This is a genomic window from Devosia sp., from assembly GCF_017307565.1.
Classification (GTDB): Bacteria; Pseudomonadota; Alphaproteobacteria; order Rhizobiales; family Devosiaceae; genus Devosia.
The window spans coordinates 1-2,734 of record NZ_JAFKHD010000263.1; the positions used below are offsets into that span (position 1 = coordinate 1).

2 protein-coding genes are annotated in these 2,734 nt (G+C 62.2%); both read left to right on the forward strand.

The features are described 5' to 3' along the window. Window positions 1-27 precede the first annotated feature (27 nt). Window positions 28-1,890, forward strand: coding sequence for a flagellar hook-associated protein FlgK (flgK, locus tag J0I64_RS08360; RefSeq protein WP_291407128.1), 1,863 nt, complete (start codon window positions 28-30; stop codon window positions 1,888-1,890). A 13-nt stretch (window positions 1,891-1,903) separates the two neighbouring features. Continuing rightward, a partial coding sequence (locus tag J0I64_RS08365; protein ID WP_291407129.1) for a hypothetical protein occupies window positions 1,904-2,734 on the forward strand: 831 nt, incomplete at its 3' end.

Genomic DNA, 2,734 nt, shown 5'->3' on the forward strand with positions numbered 1-2,734 from the left:
CGTGTCCGGCGCCAAAGGAGACCCGCTATGGGTTTGACGGTTGCAATCGGGAATGCGCTTTCCGGCCTCAAGGCCAGCCAGACGGCGCTGGAAGTCATTTCCCGCAATATTTCGAATGCCGGCACGCCCGGCTATCACAAGCAGACGCTGAACGTCATCGAAGTTGGCCGGGGCGATAACTCCTATGTCCGCGCCGGACAGGTCGATCGTGCGTTCGACTCCATCCTGCAGAACTACTACACCAAGCAGGTTCCGGAGACGGCCTATTCGGTGACCCGCGGGACTTTCCTCGACCGTATGCAGACCGCTCTGGGCAAGCCCGGTAGCGCCGGCTCGATGGATACCATGCTGGGCAAGCTGCAGAATGCGCTCGACGCTTTGGCGACGAGTCCGGACAACTATGCTACCCGCGCCGACGTCGTGACCAAGGCCACCGATATGGCCACCACGCTGAATCGCCTCTCGCAGGAAATTCAGTCGATGCGCCGGGAAACCGAAACGCGCATGGCCACCACCGTGGACCAGGTCAATTCCATGCTCACCTCGCTACGCGACGTGAACCTGGTTCTGGCCGACTATGGCGTCGACCAGAACACGCGCAATAGCCTCCTCGACCAGCGCGATCGCCTGGTGTCGGGCCTTTCGGAAATGATGGACCTTCGGGTCGATTACAATCCGGACGGTACGGTGCGCCTTGCGACCCGCTCGGGTGCGGCTCTGCTCGACGTTAAACCGTCGTTGCTGATTTTCGAACAGTCGGGTTCGCTGACCCCGACCAGCGAATTCAATATCGATGACAGCAAGAACGGCGTCGGCAAGCTCCTGATCGAGTTGCCGAACGGCACGCGCGTCGACCTCGTCAAGGACGGGGCGATCCGCTCCGGCTCGCTGGGTGCGCTCATCGAGCTGCGTGACACAACCCTGCAGGACGCACAGCGTCAGCTTGACGACGTCGCAGCGGCCCTGGCGCAGGTCTTCTCCTCGGTCAAGGAAGCCGGCACGGCCGTCGCTGGTCCACCGTCGGGCTTCGACATGGATCTCTCCAAGCTCCAGGACGGCGACGACTTCACGGTCAAGTATCGTGGCAATGATGGTGTTGAGCGCTCGGCTAAGATCGTTCGCGTCGACGATCCGTCGAAACTCCCGCTGCAGAGCCCGGACAGCTTCGGTAACCAGGTGGTCGGCGTCCGCTTTGCGGGCAATGGCCTGCCGGGCACTGTCGACATGTCCTACATCACCAGCGTGCTCAACAGTTCGCTGGCCGTCGGCCCCACCTTCTCGGGCACCGGTTCAACGATCGAAGTCCGCGCCAATGGCAACGGTACGCCGATCAACGCCTCCACCCGCTGGACCGCCACGGATCTGCAGGGCGGCCAGCTCGGCATGCCGCTGTTCCTTGATGCGGAAGGCAAGCCCTTCACCAATTCGCTGGCCGGTGGTGGGCAGCGTCTCGGCTTTGCCGGGCGCATTACCGTCAACCCGGCCGTCATCAACGACAACACGCTTCTGGTCAACTACACGGCCACGACCGCGTCCGGCGACAGCAAGCGCGTTGACTATCTGGTCGATCAGTTCGGCTCCATGCGGTTCGGGTCGAACACAATGGTCGGCGCCAAGAACGGCGGTTTCCGGCTTTCCGGTACGCTGTCGGACATGGTTTCGCAGGTGATGGAATACCAGGGCAGCGCCATCCAGACGGCGCTGAACGCCAGCGACACCAATACCCAGACGCTCGCAGCCATCACCTCGCGCATGGAAGAGAGCTATGGCGTCGACATCAACGAGGAAGTGGCAAGGCTGATGGAGTTGCAAAACGCCTATGCCGCCAACGCCCGCGTTGCCTCCGTCGTGCAGGAACTGCTCGACACCCTCATGCGGTCGTTCACGTAAGGGCTGAGTTCAGATGCTGATCAACAAATCCATGTATCCGGTCAAGGCAGGCTATAGTGCCATCTCGACCATGCAGAGCCAGCTCGGCAAGCTGCAGACGCAGCTGGGTTCGGGGCAGAAGTCCCAAACCCTGTCCGAGATGGGCTATGACCGCACGGTGTCGCTGGCGACGCGCAATCGCCTGACCAAGCTCGAGTCCTTCTCGGCCAATATCGACACGGTCAACCTGCGCCTCAACTTCCTCGACCAGGCCTTTACCTCGCTCAACAAGCTGAAGTCCGAAACCCGGACTTCAGCGACGCCGACGAGCTATGGTGAGAACAACCTCACCATGGTGAGCCTGCAGAAGGACTCGCAGAACCGGCTCTCGCAGCTGCTCGAAACGCTGAACCTCAGCGTTGCGGGCCGTTATCTCATGGGTGGCAACCAGACCGACAAGGCTCCGGTCGCCACCTATGACCAAATCATGCACGGCGACGGCACTGCGGACGGCTATCTCAGGGTCGCCGAGGAGCGCCGCAAGGCGGATCTCGGCGCCGATTCCAGCGATAAGCTCAGCAATGTTGGCCTGCCGCGCACCTCGGTTATGGGCGCGTGGAAGAACAAGCTGGTGATCTCGTCGGCCGAGTTCGAACGCTTCGGCTACAAGATCATGTCGATCTCGGGCAATTCGGCCTCGACCCAGACCTCGGGCCCGACCGCTGATCCGCTGGCACCGACCGTGCAGGTCTCGACCCAGCCGGCCGATGGCGATGTCGTGACCTTCAACATGACCCGCCGCGACGGCACGACGCAGACCTTTACCGCCAAGGCCGTCGCGCCGCCGGCCGTGCCTAATAGCGCC